Annotated in this window: 11 protein-coding genes and 2 pseudogenes; 4 read left to right on the top strand and 9 right to left on the bottom strand. The window is 71.4% G+C overall.

Annotation, left to right across the window (positions count from 1 at the left end; all coding sequences use genetic code 11):
* Positions 1 to 3 precede the first annotated feature (3 nt).
* A pseudogene (locus tag BX266_RS40450) lies at positions 4 to 417 on the bottom strand (discoidin domain-containing protein); the annotation flags it as partial.
* A 285-nt stretch (positions 418 to 702) separates the two neighbouring features.
* Here BX266_RS40450 and BX266_RS34895 point away from each other — a divergent pair.
* On the top strand, positions 703 to 1,068 hold the full coding sequence (locus tag BX266_RS34895) for a hypothetical protein (protein WP_099906587.1): 366 nt from the start codon (positions 703 to 705) through the stop codon (positions 1,066 to 1,068).
* A 158-nt stretch (positions 1,069 to 1,226) separates the two neighbouring features.
* Complete coding sequence (locus BX266_RS34890) at positions 1,227 to 1,475, top strand: hypothetical protein (RefSeq protein ID WP_099906585.1); 249 nt, start codon at positions 1,227 to 1,229, stop codon at positions 1,473 to 1,475.
* Positions 1,476 to 2,323: 848 nt separating this feature from the next.
* On the opposite strand, the gene BX266_RS34885 is transcribed toward BX266_RS34890, so the two are convergent.
* Positions 2,324 to 4,387, bottom strand: coding sequence for a discoidin domain-containing protein (locus tag BX266_RS34885; RefSeq protein WP_099906582.1), 2,064 nt, complete (start codon positions 4,385 to 4,387; stop codon positions 2,324 to 2,326).
* Between the two features lie 948 nt (positions 4,388 to 5,335).
* Here BX266_RS34885 and BX266_RS34880 point away from each other — a divergent pair.
* Positions 5,336 to 5,890, top strand: a complete 555-nt coding sequence (locus BX266_RS34880) for a hypothetical protein (protein WP_259464999.1) — start codon at positions 5,336 to 5,338, stop codon at positions 5,888 to 5,890.
* Between the two features lie 14 nt (positions 5,891 to 5,904).
* Positions 5,905 to 7,050: a hypothetical protein gene (locus BX266_RS34875; RefSeq protein ID WP_099906580.1), complete on the top strand. Its 1,146-nt coding sequence runs from the start codon at positions 5,905 to 5,907 to the stop codon at positions 7,048 to 7,050.
* Positions 7,051 to 7,330: 280 nt separating this feature from the next.
* On the opposite strand, the gene BX266_RS34870 is transcribed toward BX266_RS34875, so the two are convergent.
* From BX266_RS34870 to BX266_RS34840, 7 genes and pseudogenes are all read right to left on the bottom strand, one after another.
* Complete coding sequence (locus BX266_RS34870) at positions 7,331 to 7,921, bottom strand: Dps family protein (RefSeq protein ID WP_099906577.1); 591 nt, start codon at positions 7,919 to 7,921, stop codon at positions 7,331 to 7,333.
* 34 nt (positions 7,922 to 7,955) lie between these two features.
* A complete protein-coding gene (locus BX266_RS34865; protein ID WP_099906576.1) occupies positions 7,956 to 8,789 on the bottom strand; it encodes an alpha/beta fold hydrolase in 834 nt (277 codons plus the stop codon).
* A gap of 55 nt (positions 8,790 to 8,844) precedes the next feature.
* Positions 8,845 to 9,675 (bottom strand): alpha/beta fold hydrolase, encoded by an 831-nt coding sequence (locus BX266_RS34860; protein ID WP_099906574.1) that lies wholly within the window; start codon positions 9,673 to 9,675, stop codon positions 8,845 to 8,847.
* 150 nt (positions 9,676 to 9,825) lie between these two features.
* A complete protein-coding gene (locus tag BX266_RS34855) occupies positions 9,826 to 10,974 on the bottom strand; it encodes a serine hydrolase domain-containing protein (RefSeq protein ID WP_099906572.1) in 1,149 nt (382 codons plus the stop codon).
* A 41-nt stretch (positions 10,975 to 11,015) separates the two neighbouring features.
* Positions 11,016 to 11,135, bottom strand: a pseudogene (locus tag BX266_RS34850) (sigma factor-like helix-turn-helix DNA-binding protein); the annotation flags it as partial.
* A 225-nt stretch (positions 11,136 to 11,360) separates the two neighbouring features.
* A complete protein-coding gene (locus BX266_RS34845) occupies positions 11,361 to 12,194 on the bottom strand; it encodes an alpha/beta fold hydrolase (protein WP_099906570.1) in 834 nt (277 codons plus the stop codon).
* 103 nt (positions 12,195 to 12,297) lie between these two features.
* A complete protein-coding gene (locus tag BX266_RS34840; protein ID WP_099906568.1) occupies positions 12,298 to 15,048 on the bottom strand; it encodes an AAA family ATPase in 2,751 nt (916 codons plus the stop codon).
* Positions 15,049 to 15,351: the final 303 nt, after the last annotated feature.

The raw sequence follows: 15,351 nt of genomic DNA, 5'->3' as shown, positions 1-15,351 counted from the left end.
GCGGCCGGTGCCGCTGACCGCGAGGTCGTCGGTGCCGCCGTCCCCGCCGGTGGTCGAGTAGACCTGGCGCCAGCTGGAGCCGTCGTCGGAGAGCTCGATCCGGTACGCCTTGGCGTAGGCGGCCTCCCACTTGAGCACCACGCGGTTGACGGCGGTGCCGGTGCCGAGGTCGATCCGGATCCACTGGTTGTCGACGCCCTCGGTGCTCGCCCAGCGGGTGGTGCCGGAGCCGTCGACGGCCTTGGTGCCGGGGTAGCTGCTGGATTCGGTCGAGGAGACGGTGACGGGGCGGTTCAGCGCGAGGTTGGTGCCGGCGGCGGTCGCCGGGGTGGTGCCGATCGCGGCGGCCAGCAGGCCGCCGGTGGCGGCGGCCGCGACGGCGACGGCGGTGCCGCGGGCGGATCGGGTGAAGGACATGCCACTCCTCGTGTGGGGGACGGGATCGGGCGTCACATGAATTAGGAAAGTTTCCTAACTGGCGAGCTGAGACTAGGACCCCGGCGGTCGACTGCGCAATGCCCTGGACAGCAACTGGCGTCGGAGCGACCTCATTTGACCGGCCGACGCGATGAGCACCGGATCTCGGAGGCAGCCGGTCCGAGGACCCGCCCTGCCGAGGGATGCAACCCCGCGTGGCCGCGACGCGTCCTCCGACCGACAGGCTTCTGGACGGTCCGTCAGGGCGAAAGGGTGCACGTGAGGATGTCGCTGCCCGCGGGACGGAACGGCTGGTTCGGTCTGCTCGGAGCCGTGGCGGCGGCAGGGTTGGCGGTGGTGCTCCACGACTACGCCTACTCGACGCACCAGGAGCTCGCCTGGCAGCTGTGCCTCCGGGCGGGTACCCGGCCACCAAGGGTGTGGGCAGCGGCTGCCGCCGCCCCCGTCCTGGGTCTGGCGGCCGCCGCCGGCGCGCTCCGGGTGGCGATCCGGAACGAGCACCGGTCGTGGCTGGTGGCCGTCGCGTCGATGGGCTTCGCGGTGATGCTCCTGGTCGGCCTCGCGGAAGTGGTCGGCAGCGCCGCCCTGTTGTTCGCCGACGACACCGACGGAGACACCTGCGGGCTGTGACACCCGCCGCCCCGAACGTGACACCTCCCGGGCCAGAACCTCGAACTAGACGGCCCTGATGTCCGGTTGCCGAGGGCGCACCCGCGAGCCGAATTGCAGTGACGCACCGAGACTCCCGCGTGTTCCGCTCGTGACGGCGGCCCGCCGGACTCGTCTCCATGCGGAGCCGAGGGGGACGGGCCCTCGCGGTCGAGGCGGTCCTGCGGTGGGCGGGGAATCCGGGCACGGCCGCGGCCGTGTTGGCGCCGGTGTTCACCGCGCTGGTCGCCGTCCCGGGTGCGGTGGCGGCGGTGGTGGCGACCTCGACGGCGGACTTCGGTCAGGCGCTGTGGAGCGAGCGCGGCCGGCCGGTCCTGAGCTCCGGTGCGGACCAGTGGACCAGTGGACCAGCCGGGACGAGGGCCTGAACTGCACCGTGCTGCACCGCAGGGAGCCGGCAACCGCCCCGCGTGACCTGGGAGCGGTGGATCAGGCCGCTGCCGGCGTTTCTCGCTGCCGACACCCCGGACCAGCTGGCGTGGTCCCGCAGGCACCGGGTGGACTGCCACCGTCACCGAGGAGGTCGCCTTCAGCCTTCGTCTCGCCGAAGGATTGGCGCACCGGGGGGCCTGGGCCGAGATTCGGAGCTCGGCGCGTCGGATCCTCGTCGTCCGCCTCGGCGCGTGGGACCAGCCACTGCCGGGGCGAGTCCTCCCGGAGCGGGACGACAACTGACGCCCGCTCGGCCGACGGCGCCAGGTCCGTCGGTGCCCGGGGGAGGGGATCCACATGACCGTTCTCCTGCCCGATGACAGCAGCACACCGCAGACCTGGCGGAACGTCATCCGAACCTGGCGGCGATCGCGTTCGGCGACGCGGTCGAGTGTCGGGCGGTCCGGCGGCACCCGGTCCGGCTCCCTGCGGCATCAGGTCGGCGAGCGGAATCCGAAGTCGTACGAAGCGGTCGCCCTGGCGATCGGCACCAGCGACGAAGCGAGGGGCCGGCGTCCGTAGTGCAGGCTGTGCCGGGTCGGTCGGTCGCCCAGCCCCGGGGACGGTTTCGTGCGTGGCGTCCTCCCGGCACCACCTCGCCCGGTGGCGCGGGGAGGCAGGGGACGTGGCGGCCGGAAAGCGCCGACGGTCGGTCAAGGCCCGTCCCCTGCAGGCGGCGTGGGCGACGAAGACGCCGAGGTGAGAGTTGTCGATCCGGCCGGTGGTGCCTGCTGGTGGACTGGCGTCGGCTCCGGGGCCGGCCGGCCGGCCCCGGAGCCTGTGGTCACTGCGAGACGCGGACGTAGTCGACGATCATCTTCTGCGGCAGGACGGTGGTGGCGTCGGGGTTGCCGGGCCAGTCACCGCCGACGGCGTTGTTGAGGATGATGTAGAAGGGGTGGTCGTACACCCAGGGGCCGCGGGTCTGCTCCAGCGTCGAGCGGTCGACGGTGAAGAAGCTGTGGCCGTCCACCGCGAACGTCATGTGGGTGGAGTCCCAGTCGACGGCGTAGGTGTGGAAGTCGGAGGCGAAGTCCGACCCGGCGAGGGTGTACGGCGAGCCGTAGCCGCCTCCGCCGTTGTAGGCCGGGGCGTGCAGGGTGGAGTACACCGAGTCCGCGACCTTGCCGACGTGCTCCATGATGTCGATCTCACCGCAGTTCGGCCACGGCGTGCCGGACTTGAAGTTCGAGCCGAGCATCCAGAAGGCGGGCCACAGGCCCTGCGTGCCGCTCACCTTGATGCGGGCCTCGACGTGCCCGTAGGTGAAGTCGAGGTGGCCGTGGGTGTTGATCCGGCCGGAGGTGTACTGGCCGTTGGCCTCCTTGCGGGCCTCGATCACCAGGTTGCCGTTGCCGTCCAGGTTGGTGTTGTCGCCGTTGGTGTAGAGCTCCAGTTCGCCGTTCTGGCCGTTGCCCGGGTCCTGGGTCCACTTGGCGGGGTCGGGCTTGGTGTTCGCGGCGCCGGTGAACTCGTCGCTCCACACCAGGCGCGGCGGGTTGGCCGGGTTCGGCGGCAGGGCGGGCGGAGCGGTGGGGCTGCCGCCGGTGCCGTACACGTCGAAGGTCCACAGCGAGTAGCCGTAGCCGTTGCTGCGCGCGGTGCCGTACATCCGCACGTACCGGCCGGTGCCGTCGACGTCGAGGGTCTCCTTGAAGCCCTTGCCGGTGGTGGTGGAGTACACGCTGGTCCAGGTGTTGCCGTCCGGCGACACCTGGATCTGGTACGCGGTCGCGTACGCCGGGTCCCACTGCAGCACCACCTGGGTGACGTGCGCGGTCGCGCCGAGGTCGACCGCGATCCAGCCCGGGTCGACCCAGCCGTTGACGTCACTGGTCGCCCAGCGCGTCGCCGGGTCCTCGTCGAAGGCCTTGGCCGGCGTGCAGCCCGCGCAGTTGCCGCTGTCCTGGAAGGTCGAGGCGGTGGCGGGCTTGCCGTACGAGAGCAGGGTCTTCCCGCCGCCCGGGTTGCCGCCCCCGCCGCCGGTGAAGACCTGGAACTCCCAGAGCGAGTAGCCGTACTGGGTGGCGCGCTGGGTGCCGTACATCCGGATGTACCGGCCGGTGCCGGACAGCGTGATCAGCTCGGTCGCGCCGCGGCCGTCGGCCGTCGAGTAGACGGTGCTCCAGGTCGCGCCGTCCGCCGAGACCTGGATCTGGTACGCCTTGGCGTACGCCGTCTCCCAGGACAGCTGGACGCCGCAGACGTTCTGCGAGGAGCCCAGGTCGACCTGCAGCCACTGCGGATCGGCGGCGGCCGAGGACCAGCGGGTGCCGGCGTTGCCGTCGACCGCGGACGAGGCCGGCGTTCCGGCGTTCTCGGCGGAGGAGGCGGTGGCGGACTTGTTCAGCGCGGCGTTGGTGGTCGAGCAGCTGCCGGTGCCGGTGCCCGCTGCGCCGTAGACCTGGAACTCCCAGAGCGAGACGCCCCACTGGGTGGCGCGCTGGGTGGTGAGGATGCGGACGTAGCGCCCCGTGCCGTTCACGGCCAGGGTCTCGGAGCCGCCCTGCCCGGTCGTGGTCGTGTAGACGCTCGTCCAGGTGGCCCCGTCGGCGGAGGTCTGGATCTGGTACGCCTTGGCGTACGCGGCCTCCCAGTTGAGGCCCACGGAGCTGATGGTGGCCGTGTTGCCGAGGTCGACCTGGAGCCACTGGGGGTCGGCGGCGGAGGAGGACCAGCGGGTGCCGAGGTTGCCGTCGACCGCGGACGAGGCCGGCGTTCCGGCGTTCTCGGTGGAGGAGGCGGTGGCGGTCTTCCCCTGCGACAGCAGGGTGCCCGCTGCGCGGGCGGGGGCGGCCTGGTTCACCGCGAGTGCGAAGGTCGCGATCAGGACGGCGACGAACGCCAAAACCAGCGGGCGGGGTGGTGCGGCGAGGGTGCGAGGTGGGGGGCTGCCTGTCACAGCATCTCTCCTGGAGTGGTCCGACTGCGAGAGCGCTCTCTCATTCCGCGATGATTGCGCCGCTGTTGCGCCCACGTCAATGAACTGAACAAGTTCCGAAGCACGGGGTCGCCCACCGGTTGACCGAGAACCGGTATTCGGACGCCGAAGGTGCATATACCTTGCAATACGGACCAGTTCAGCTCGACGGTGCTACACGAGATTGACGCAGCCTCAGAGCGGCCCGGGCGCGGCCGGGCTGTTGTAGCGACCAGGGGTGGGCGAGGAGCTGCAGGCCCGCAGGCACGGGAGATCAGCGCGGAACACCGGCGATCCCACGGCGGGCCCCCGGGCGTGACCTGGTGACTTTCCGTTCAAGAGTCGAATTGGTGCCCGCGGCCCAGTGGCAGCCCGCGACGGACGCCCGGGCAGGCTCAGAGCACCCAGCCGGAGAGCGCTCTCCCATGCTCTCCTGGGACGCCGCCCTCCCCCGGGACCACCTTGGCGCAGGCCACCGTCCGACAGGACGTCGGCCGGGGCGACGAACTCGCGGGATGCCAACTTGCTTGATTCGCAGGGAAATTGCTTCCCTGAAGAGAGCGCTGCGGTAAACGGCATCGTGGCCGAACTGGACGTCGCCGATGCACCGGCGGGGATGCCGGGACATACCTGTTCAGATCAGTCGACAGCGGTACCGAACTGCCTTTGGCCGCAGTCGGCGTCAATGCGTTCCAGGCTCACGCGAATCGCCAAAAGCGCGACAATAAAAGGAACTTGACCCCTCATCGGATTTCCACCAGGCTCTGCTTGGCGGTGAACATTCAAGGCTCCACCGGAGTCCACATCCACACCCCCAGGGAGTGTCCGTTGCCCCGCTCGCACCGAATGGCAGCCGCCCTCGCGGCAGCTGCTGTCATGCTCACGCCCGCCGTGGCGCAGGCGCAGTCGATCGACAACATGTACCCGACCGGCAACTACTATCCGACCTGCTACGACGGCTCGCTCTCGCAGGGACACTTCTGCCAGACCGACAACGCCGACCTGACGGTCTACCTGCAGGGCTCGCTGAGCTCCAGCGCGAAGAGCACCATCAAGTCGTCCCTCAGCTCGTACTACAGCCCCACCGACCTGGCCGTCTCGGTCAAGTCCTCGGGCGTGTACACCGGTTCGTCGGAGACGGACATCATCTACCAGTCCGGCACGCTGTCCGACTCGTACATCGGCATGACCTGGTGCGACGACGCGGTGACCAGCATCAAGTGCGACCAGCACTACATCCGCTTCAACAAGCACTTCAGCATCAACAAGTCCGACGCCTGCCACGAGACGGGCCACGCCGTCGGCCTCACCCACGGCAACAACGCCTCCCCCAGGGTGGACCCGAACAACACGATCGTCGGCTGCATGACCGAGATCGACACCTATTACCTCGGCGCCAACAACCGGGCCGAGATCAACGCGACGTACTGATGGGGAGCACGGACATGACCACTCGGCGCCGCCTCGCCGCCGCCCTCGCCGTCACCGCGGCGGCCACCGCCGTCGCCGTCACCCTCGGCACGGGCGCCCACCACTCCCCCGCCGGACCGGCCGCCCCCGGGCACCGGGTCATCCTGGCCGACGCCAAGGAACGGCTCCCCTCCGGCACCGCCCAGGACTGGGTGTCCTACGGGGACGACACCGTCGTCGCCAAGGTCACTGCCGAGACCGCCGACACGCCGTCGGCCGAGGAGCAGGCTTCCGGTGAGGGCTACGTCAGCCGCACCGTCACCCTGACCGTCCAGCAGAACCTCTGGGACCGCAGCGGAGCCCCCGCGCTGCCCGCCACCCTGACCCTGACGGTGGACGGCTGGGCCTTCACCGGCTCCACCCGGACCCCGCTGTCGACCGAGGGCTCGCGACTGGAGATCGGCCACACCTACCTGCTCACCCTGGCCCGCTTCGCCAGCGGCGAGTGGGCCCCCATCGGCGGCGGCGCGCGCCTGCCGTACGACAACAACACGGTCGGCAACGGCGAGTACGAGGGGACGGCGGTCACCCCGGACTCGCTCAAGCGGATCGCCGCCGCCGGAGCCAACTCCACCAACGCCGACCCGGGTTCCGGCGCCGACGCGTCCGCCGACACCGCCCCCGCCACGGTGCTCGACAAGGTGGTCGGCCAGGGCGGCACCTCGGTGGCCGCACTGCTCACCGGCACCGCGCCCGACCCGGTGGCCCAGCAGAACTTCGCGCTGGACCCGGTGGCCCGCCGTGCCGCGGTCGTCGGCACCACCGCCCCGCAGGACACCTACTGCTCGCTGGCGGCGCCGCTCGACCAGTCGGCCGGCAGCGTCCTCACCCGCCCCGAGCTCGGCAGCCTGCTGCAGGAACTCGCGGGCAAGGCGACCGGCAACGCCGTCGGCTACGCGACCACCCTCGCCGCCTACGACAACGGCGACACCACCGTCACCGCGACCCAGGCGGCAGCTGCCCAGGCCTCCCTGGCAGCGGACCTGAACACCGCCTGCGGGCTGACCGTCTCGCTCGACCCGTCCCCCGGCCCGTCGCCCAGCCCGACCTCGAGCCCGTCGCCCAGCCCGTCGCCGAGCCCGACCGGCGGCGGCAACACCCCGCCGCACACCACCGGCTGACGAGCCACCGGCCGCAGGGCGGGACGTGCACCCGGACGGTGCGCCTCCCGCCCTGCGGCCTTACGCGCTGCTCGGCCCTCCCCCGCTCAGACCGGACGGACCGGTCGGGAGACCCACCGCGGTCGTCCGGGCTGCGGCCGACTGGGTCGCCCCGTCCTGAGCTCCGGTGCGCACCACTGGACGGCGCGACGACGAGCGAGGGTCTCCCCACACCTCGGGCAACCGCTGATCTGCGGTGCTCCCGTGTCGAGCCGGGAGCACCGCAGCGATGCCCTGCCGGTCAGATTCGGACCGGAGGAGTGTCGACCAGATGGCCCGCCAGGAACCAGACCTGGGCCTCACCCGTGCGGATGACGTGGGAGACCAACAGGTCGTTGGTCCCGTCGTCACCGAGCTCGGCGGCCCGGGCCGCGGCGTCGCGCGCCTCGACAAGGATCGACTCGTGCGCCTTCAGCAGCCGTGCGAGCATCGCCGGAACCTCCTCGACGCCGTCCGGTGGACGAGCCACGGAGCTCAGTTCGGCGACGTGCCGCGGATCTCCGACGGCCACTCCTCCGAGGCTCTGGACCCGTTCGGCCAGCGCGTCCACCAGCGCCAGTTGCTCCGCCGCGTGCGCGTCGAACAGCTGGTGCAGCTGGAAGGAGGTCACGCCGCGCACCGTCCAATGGTGCTTCTTGTAGAGCGAGTAGAGGATCTGGGTGTCCGCCAGGACCTGGTTCAGTCGGTGGCAGGAGTACATCCGGGACTCGTGGGAGAGGCCCAGCGGGAGCTGCCTGACGGTACCGAAGCGCTGGATCTCACCGCCGTCCTGACGCGGCAGCGGGTGGCTGCCGCGCTGGTCGGAGGGCTCGGCGGAGGGTTTCGCGGTCATGGGAGTCCTAACTGTCGGTCAGAAGGTGCGGCGGCTACTTGGTCAGGAAGGCGAGGAGGGCGTCGGTGACTTCCTGGGCGTGGGTCCACAGCAGGCCGTGCGGGGCGCCGTCCACGACCACGTAGTCGGCCTCCGGGAGGGCCTGGTGGAAGAGGTCACCGGTTGCCTCGATGGGCAGGATGCGGTCGGCGGTGCCGTGCAGGATCAGCGCGGGGACGTCGATCTTGGGCAGGTCGGCGCGGAAGTCGGTGGTCCAGGTGGCGACGCACGCGAGGGAGGCGTACCAGGAGGCGCCGGCGGCGACGTTCCAGCTGTTGCGGACGGCCTCCTCGCTGATGCGGGTGCCGAGGTTCTCGTCGAGGTTGTAGAAGTCCTGGTAGAAGGCGGCGAAGTAGGCGTAGCGGTCGGTGGTGACGGCCTGTTCGATGCCCTTGAAGGCGGTGCTGTCGACGCCGTTGGGGTTGTCGTCGGTCTTGAGCAGGAACGGCTCCAGGGAGGCGAGGAAGGCGGCCTTGGCGATGCGTGCGGAGCCGTAGGTGCCCAGGTAGCGGCCGACTTCGCCGGTGCCCATCGAGAAGCCGACGAGGACGACGTCGGTGAGGTCGAGGGTGGTCAGGACGGTGTCGAGGTCGGCGGCGAAGGTGTCGTAGTCGTAGCCGGTGGTGGGCTGGCTGGAGCGGCCGAAGCCACGCCGGTCGTACGTGATGACGCGGTAGCCGGCCTTGAGCAGGGCGGCGGACTGCTTCTCCCAGGAGTGGCCGTCGAGCGGGTAGCCGTGGATCAGCACGACCGGCTGCCCGGTGCCGTGGTCCTCGTAGTACAGCTCGATGTCGGTGGTGTTCTCCTGGCCGACGGTGATGAACGCCATGGCGGTTTCTGCCTTTCGGTGAGGTTGTGGTGCGAGGGGGAGGTCTGGGACGGAGTCAGCGGACGGTCCGGGCGGCGTCCTCGACGATGCGGGTGACGGCGTCGGGGTGGGAGACGGAGACCGCGTGGGAGGCGGCGATCTCGGTGGTGCGGGCGTGGGCGCGGTCCGACATGAAGCGCTGGGCGGCCACCGGGATGTTCAGGTCCCCGGTGGTGACCAGGGACCAGGAGGGGATGGTCTTCCAGGCGGCCTGGGTGGACTTCTCCTCCAGTGCGGCGGCGGCGACGGGGCGCTGTCCTGCCGCCATGCGCCTGGCCTTGTCCGCCGGTACGTCGGCGGCGAACTGGCCGCGGAACTTCTCCGCCTTGATGTACACGTCGGTGCCCTGACTGCCGTCCGGAAGGGTGTAGTTGACGGGCTCGATCGCCTGGCCGAGGGTGCTGCCGGGGAACTTGTTCGTCAGCCCGAGCGAGCTCTCACCGGTGTCGGGCAGGAACGCGGCGATGTAGACCAGCGCCTTCACCTTGCCCTCCAGGCCCACGGCGGCCTGGCTGATGACGGTGCCGCCGTAGGAGTGGCCGACCAGGACCACGGGCCCGTCGATGTGGTCGACGACGCTGCGCAGGTAGGCGGCGTCGGTCGCCGGACCGCGCAGCGGGTTGGCCACGGCCACTACCGGGTAGCCCGCACGCTGCAGCCGCGTGACGACACCGTCCCAGCTCGCCGCATCGGCGAACGCCCCGTGCTCCAGCACGATCGTCGGCCGTTCCGGGCGGAGGGGCGTCGCACCGGCCGCCCCGGGCAGGGTGACGGCGGCCACGGCCAGCCCTACGGCCGATGTGACACCGAGCAGCGCGGATCGGCGGTTGAGAAGGGTGGTGCGCATGCGTGAACGTCCTTATTTCCTTGGCCGTCGGCCCTGACCGGGCCCGGCGAGATGGAGCGGTGCGTTCGAGAGACGAAGCACCGAGTTTCTTTGTCGACACGTGAGTTGGTGTGTGTGCGGTGGCCCGCCCGGGCTGACCGCCGCCGGTTCTCAGTCCGTGGAGTTCAGGACCTCGTAGACGTGCCTCAGGTAGGTGTGGGTGCGCTCCGAGCCGAGGATGCCGTCGCCCAGCCGGTTCATCGTGTACGAGAAGGTGACGCGCCGGTCGAGGTCCATCATGACGATCGATCCGCCCCGGCCGACCCAGAAACAGGCCCTTCCGGTGGGCATGTTCGGCATCGTCCTCTCGTCGGCGAGCGCGAAGCCGATGCCCCAGCGCACGGGAACGCCCAGGAACAGGTCGACTCCGTCGGACTGCACGTCGAGGACTCTGTCCACCGTGGCTGCGGAGAGGAGGCGGCGGCCGCTCACCCGGCCGCGTCGTGAGATCACGGAGAGGGCCCGGGCCATGCCCCGTGCGTTGCCGTGTCCGTTGACGGCTCCGAGTTCGGCGCGGCGCCACTGCGGGGTGTCGACGTGCTCGTCCCGGGCGGGGCTGCCGAGCAGCGTCTTGGCGAAGATCCCGTCGGGATCCAGGCCGGCGGGCATCCCGGAGAGCTGCGAAGGGACCACCAGTTCGGCGATGCGCGGCCAGTCGGACTGCCGCGCACCGATCTGGACGTCGGCCCGAGACGGCTCGGCGATCTCGGTGTCGACGAACTCGGTCAGGGTCCGGCCGCTGACCCGCCGGACGAGCTCCCCCACCAACTGCCCCTGCGTCTGCACGTGGTAGCCCGAAGCACTCCCCGGCTCCCACCAGGGCGCCTGCGCGGCCAGCCGGGCACTCGCGGTCGGCCAGTCGTACAGGTCGTCGATGGTGAAGGGCTGCTGCCAGCCCGAGAGCCCCGAGGTGTGGGCCAGGACATGCCGCACCTCGATGTCCTGCTTGCCCTGGGCGGCGAACTCGGGCCAGTAGTGCGCGACCGGGCGGTGAAGATCGAGGGCGCCCCGGTCGACGAGGATCAGGGCCGCCAGAGTGCCGAGGGTCTTGGTGGTCGACCACAGGTTGACCAAGGTGTCCCGGCGCCACGCAACGGTCCGCGCCGCATCGGTGTGCCCACCCCACAGATCGACTTCCATCACGCCATCGACGTCGACGGCGATCGACGCCCCCAGTTCCTCCCCGGACTCCAGCTGCGCTGCCAGCGCCGCTCGGACCGGTTCGAACCGTGCGGTGCTCGTCCCTCCAACGGTGACCATGACTGTTCCTCACTCCTCAAACCCGGTGCGGATGGACCCGGCTACACCCTCAGAACCCCCTGCTTCGCGAGCGCTGTGCGCAACGCCCGCACTGCGTAGAACGCACGGCTCCTGACGGTGCCCGGCGGTATGCCGAGGTGCTCGGCGGCCTGCTTGACGCTGCACTCCAGCTAGTACATGAGGCGGATGACGGCCTGTTGTTGCTTCGTTCAGCTCCCCCAGCGCCTGCAGCACCAGGCGTCCAACTCCTCGACGGGCAGGAGCTCCAGGTTCCATGACCCCGTTCATGAGAAGTGCCCAATCCTGTTCCGGTGTTCCGTGGCGTGCTCGCCCGCATGCGCGGGGACAGCCACACTCCTGCTTCGTGCAACGGGAGGACGCCGGCTTCACGCGGTGAGGAAGTCGACCAGGGCGGCGTTGACCTCGGCTGCGTGGGTGAGCAGCAGGCCGTGCGGAGCGCCGTCGATCTCGACGTATCGCGCGTCGGGCAGGCGGCGGCGGAACTCGCGGGCCGTGGCGTCGATCGGCAGGATGCGGTCGGCGGTCCCGTGCAGGATCAGCGACGGCACGTCGATGCGCTCCACGTCGGCCCGGAAGTCCGTCAGCCACGCCGGCACGCACGCGTACGCCGCCATGGGCGCCGAGCCGATGGCGGTGGCCCAGTTCGCCCGCAGCGCGGCCTCGCTGAGCCGCGACCCGAGCGTCTCGTCGGAGTTGAAGAAGTCGACGAAGAAGCTTTCGTACCAGGCGTAGCGGTCGGCCTCTGCCTGCTCCGCGATGCCGTCGAAGACGCTCTGCGGCACACCGGTGGGGTTGTCCGGCGTCTGCAGCAGGAACGGCTGGAGCGAGCCGAGGAACGCCGCCTTCGCCACCCGCTGCGAGCCGTAGGCGCCGAGGTAGCGGGCGACCTCTCCCGAGCCCATCGAGAACCCGACGAGCACCACGTCACGCAGGTCCAGCTGCGTCAGTACGGAGTCCAGGTCGGCGGCGAAGGTGTCGTAGTCGTAGCCCGTCATGGTCTTGCTCGACCGGCCGAAGCCACGGCGGTCGTAGGTGATGACGCGGTAGCCGGCCTTGACCAGCGCATCGGTCTGCTTCTCCCACGACTGCCCGTCCAGCGGGTAACCGTGGATCAGGACGACCGGCTGCCCTGCCCCGTGGTCCTCGTAGTAGAGCTCGATGCCGGTCGATCCCTCGGCGCCGACGGTGATGGTGCCCATGGTGTGCCTTCCCGCCCGTCCGCCGTGTGCGGACCGGGCATGGCACAAACCTAGAAAACGAGCAGGTCGGACCGCGTCCGTCGGACTACGTCTTCGGCGTACGTCATTGTGCTGCGCCTCCGGCGTACGTCATCGTGCCGCCCAGCACCGCGGCGAGCTCGCCGCGGGACGCCACACCCAGCTTGGGGAACATCCGCTGGAGATGGGTGCTCACCGTCCTGGGCGAGACGTACAGCCGCTCGCCGATCTCCCGATTCGTCAGGCCCTGCGCGGCGAGCTGGGCGACGTGCAACTCGGTCGAGGTCAGCAGGTCGACCACGGCCGGATCCTGGCGGGGGGACGACGCCCCCGCGGCGCGCAGCTCCTGCCGTGCCCGCTCCGCCCATGCCGCCGCGCCCAGGGCGTCGAAGATCTCGCGTGCGGCCTGCAGGACGACGCGGGACTCCGCGGGCCGCCGGTGACGCCGCAGCCACTCGCCCAGGGCGAGGCGCGCCCGCGCCCGCTCGAACGGCCAGTCCGTGGGGACGCCGTCGAGGGCCGCCCGGTAGAGCGGCTCGGCGTCGCCCTGCGGGCTCAGCAGGGCCGTGCCCAGTCGCAGCCCGCAGAGCAGGGCGGGCGAAGAAGTGGTTTCGCCGAGCGGGGCCAGCTCCTGCACGACGTCGCGGGCCGCCTCCGCGGATTCGCTGCGCACCGCCGCCTCGACCAGCTCCGCGACCGCGTAGAACCGCAGCCACGGGTGGAAGGCGGGGTCGGCCGGGTCGAAGACTCGGTGCAGGTGGCCGAACGCGTCGCCGTACCGGCCCTCGCAGAGCGCTGCCTGCCCGCGGGCCATCTGCACGATGGCGAGCGCCGGGCGCCCCCCGCTGGGAAGCGCCGCGCGCTCGGCTTCCGCCGCCCATCCCTCCGCCGCCGGGTCGCCGCTGACGGCGGCCAGCTGCGCGCGGATGGCATTCACCATCGCGTGCACGAGAGGCTGGCTGGTCTCGCGGGCCAGTGACGCGGCCTCCTCCGCCGCGAGCAGGCCGGCGCGCACGTCACCCAGCCGAGCGGCGCTCCCCGCCTGGACGCAGAGGGCGCGGGCCAGCATCGACAGCCTGCCTTGCGCTCGCAGCGCGTCCAGCGACCGCGTCGTCAACCGGCTTGCCAGGGCGGGAGCGCCCACCGTCACGGCGGCGCCCCCCAGGAGCTGGTCCCCCTCGGCGTTCTCGGACGAGCGCTCCAGCTGACCCGCCAGGCTCTCCATGACCGCTGCCCCGCGCTCGACCGGCGCCGAGTACGCCCGCAGAGCGACCAGGTCGGCGTTGTCGGCGTCCACGGGCATCCGGTCGGCGGCGGCGGCGACGCGGTCGCGGGCAGCCGGTCCTGGCTCTCCCCAGAAGCATTGCAGGACCGCGCCCCACAGCATGCGCAGCCCCAGGGCCGGCTCGCCTCCGGCAGCGATCTCGACCGCCAGCTCGGCCAGCTCGGCGGTCGCGGCGCCCTCGCCCCGCGTCCCCTCGGCCAACGCGATTCTGACCCAGGCCGCGCGGCCCTGGTCCCGGACGGAGAGGTCCAGCGAGCGTGCCTGGGCCAGCAGGTGCGCCGCCACGTCTCCTTGCCCCGACTCCAGCGCGAGCTCCGCCGCCCGGAGCAGCCGGTCTGCCCGCGCGGACGGATCCTTCGTCAGCTCCGCCGCCCGCCGCAACGCGGAGAGGGCTGCGGCGGCACCGCCTCGCCGGAGGGCTCTGCCGGCAGTGGAGTCCAGATCCCGGGCCACTCGTTCGTCGAACCCGGCGCTGGCCGCGGCACGGTGCCACGCCTGCCGATCGGGCTGCCCCTGGAGCGCTGCGGCCAGAGCGGCGTGCGCCGCCTGCCGTTCCGCCGCGGTGGCGGCGTGGTACATCGCCGAGCGGACGAGCGGATGCCTGAAGGCCGGCCCCTGGGCGACCACCAGGCCCGCGCCGATCGCCGCGTCAAGAGCGGTGACGTCGACCGCTGTCCCGAGCATCCGGGTCGCCGCGGCGAGGCATTCGTCCATCGTTCCGTCACCGTTGAGGGCCGACAGGAGCAGGACCGCACGGGTGTCGACCGGAAGACAGGAGACCCGTGCCGTGAAGGTCCGCTCCAGCCGCGCAGTCAGCGGCAGCGGACCCGGATTGAGCGCGTACGCCCCGCCGACCGACTGCAGCGCGGCGGGCAGCTCGGTCAGCGCCAGCGGGTTCCCGGCGGACTCCTCCAACAGCCGCCGTCTGACCTGCCGGCCCAGCCCGGGGGCCACCGCGTCCAGCACCTCGCCCGACACCTCGTCCGTCAGCGGACCCAGGTGCAGCACGGGCAGACCGGCGCTGCTGAGGCGGTCGTCCAGGCTCCGGGTGGCGGCGACCAGGACGAGGGGGTCGGACTCGATCCGCCGCGCCACGAACCCGAGCACCTCCAGGCTGGCACGGTCCATCCAGTGGGCGTCCTCGACGACCACCAGGAGCGGCGCCTTCGCTGCCGCGTCCGTCAGCAGAGTCAGCGCGGCCAGGCCGACGAGGTACAGATCGGGGACGGCCTCGTCGACGAGCCCGACGGCTGCGAGCAGCGCAGTGCGCTGACGCCCCGGCAAGTCGTCGATCCTGTCCCGCAGTTGGTGAACCAGCTGGTGCAGGCCGGCATAGGGGAGGTTTTCCTCCGACTGGACCCCCACCGCAGTGATCACCTGGGTCCCGCCGCGCGCTGCCGCAGCCGCGGCCTCTGCGACCAGCGCCGACTTGCCGATCCCCGGCGCGCCGACGATCACCGTCGCGCCGCCCGAGCCGGCAGCCCCCTGCTCGACCAGGGCAGCCAGCGCGCGACGCTCCGTCTCGCGACCCAGCAGCGCCCGCCGTTGCATGCCCTCACTCCGTATCTCTGTACCGTCCCAGCACCCGAAGGCTCCGCGTCGGCACGGAACCAGGCGAGCCGGCGGCATGCCACTGGCAGGCGATCTGAAGGCCGAGTCTGGATGCCGTCCACGCAATGGTAGGCACGCGCGCTCACCGCGACGCCGCCGGGATGCACCTGAGCGAGGACTGCTCACCACCGGGAAGCGGCCGCCGCCGAGGAGGAGAAGGCCAGCTCAACGGGGGCGGCCCGAATCGACGAGGCGGGCCGCGCCCGGGCCGGGGCAGCCCAACCATGCGGGGAGGCGAACCAG

This window comes from Streptomyces sp. TLI_171, from assembly GCF_003610255.1.
Taxonomy (GTDB): domain Bacteria; phylum Actinomycetota; class Actinomycetes; order Streptomycetales; family Streptomycetaceae; genus Kitasatospora.
The sequence above is the reverse complement of the archived record's forward strand: the minus strand, read 5'-3'. Positions and strand labels throughout refer to the sequence as shown.

What these genes read in the sequence shown, in the direction of transcription:
- BX266_RS34895 (WP_099906587.1), top strand. Translation starts at nt 703, where the DNA reads ATGTCGCTGCCCGCGGGACGGAACGGCTGGTTCGGTCTGCTCGGAGCC.
- BX266_RS34890 (WP_099906585.1), top strand. Translation starts at nt 1,227, where the DNA reads ATGCGGAGCCGAGGGGGACGGGCCCTCGCGGTCGAGGCGGTCCTGCGG.
- BX266_RS34880 (WP_259464999.1), top strand. Translation starts at nt 5,336, where the DNA reads ATGCTCACGCCCGCCGTGGCGCAGGCGCAGTCGATCGACAACATGTAC.
- BX266_RS34875 (WP_099906580.1), top strand. Translation starts at nt 5,905, where the DNA reads ATGACCACTCGGCGCCGCCTCGCCGCCGCCCTCGCCGTCACCGCGGCG.
- BX266_RS34870 (WP_099906577.1), bottom strand. Translation starts at nt 7,921, where the DNA reads ATGACCGCGAAACCCTCCGCCGAGCCCTCCGACCAGCGCGGCAGCCAC.
- BX266_RS34865 (WP_099906576.1), bottom strand. Translation starts at nt 8,789, where the DNA reads ATGGCGTTCATCACCGTCGGCCAGGAGAACACCACCGACATCGAGCTG.
- BX266_RS34860 (WP_099906574.1), bottom strand. Translation starts at nt 9,675, where the DNA reads ATGCGCACCACCCTTCTCAACCGCCGATCCGCGCTGCTCGGTGTCACA.
- BX266_RS34855 (WP_099906572.1), bottom strand. Translation starts at nt 10,974, where the DNA reads ATGGTCACCGTTGGAGGGACGAGCACCGCACGGTTCGAACCGGTCCGA.
- BX266_RS34845 (WP_099906570.1), bottom strand. Translation starts at nt 12,194, where the DNA reads ATGGGCACCATCACCGTCGGCGCCGAGGGATCGACCGGCATCGAGCTC.
- BX266_RS34840 (WP_099906568.1), bottom strand. Translation starts at nt 15,048, where the DNA reads ATGCAACGGCGGGCGCTGCTGGGTCGCGAGACGGAGCGTCGCGCGCTG.